At 37.4% G+C, this 711-nt stretch carries 1 protein-coding gene and 1 pseudogene; one reads left to right on the top strand and one right to left on the bottom strand.

Translation table 11 applies throughout. The features are described 5' to 3' along the window. Nucleotides 1-427, top strand: a 427-nt coding sequence (locus ACRCJ0_RS17600) for a hypothetical protein (protein WP_431391443.1), incomplete at its 5' end; no start/stop codon positions are given. Nucleotides 428-488: 61 nt separating this feature from the next. Here ACRCJ0_RS17600 and ACRCJ0_RS17595 read toward each other — a convergent pair. Continuing rightward, nucleotides 489-711 (bottom strand): annotated as a pseudogene (locus ACRCJ0_RS17595) (exonuclease domain-containing protein); the annotation flags it as partial.

The raw sequence follows: 711 nt of genomic DNA, 5'->3' as shown, positions 1-711 counted from the left end.
TAAACGAAATATGGTACGCACAGAAGAAGGCTTATTACCTGGTCACATTATTTTATTATGGCGTCTTGATTTGGGGACTTTTTCAACTGAATCAGCTATCCCTCGCTATTTCGAGTACATTTACGGCATTCATGCCTTAGATGCCTTGGATAAATTTATTGAAGAAGGTCTAGCTTACCAAATGTCAGCCAAGGAAACTTTGTACTTAGTGAATGCCGGGACTTTGAAAAAAATCCTTAAAAATGCTGGCTTATCGGGCTATTCTTCTATGAAAAAAGATGAGTTGGTGAAATATGTGCAAGATCAAATCAGTGAAGAAGATTTAGTACCGCAAATGCCTATGATTGCTTATCAAACAACCGAACACGGTCATGAACTGGTTGAAAAATACGATGATATTATTCAGCGTCATGGACCCAAAGGCTAAACTTTTGAATCAAGAGCTGTGAGGATGTCACAGCTCTTTTTGCATCCTCGTTGCGTTAAGCCTACTCCATTTCCAAGAGTTGTTTGAAGATTTTTTCCGAAATAATTTTAATTTTTTCGCCACGGTTGGCGTATTCTTCAGCTTTTTTAAATTTACTGGTTTTCTTCTGCTTATTTAAATCAGATTGTGAGACAATAAGGTAGTCTGTCTTAAGGGTCACTGATTTACCTAAAATAGCCCCCTTATTCAAACTAGTTTGCATGGCTTCTTCACGAGACATATTG

It is taken from the genome of Aerococcus sp. L_32, from assembly GCF_050689315.1.
Note: the sequence above shows the minus strand (reverse complement) of the source record. Positions and strands in the feature narration are given on the sequence as shown.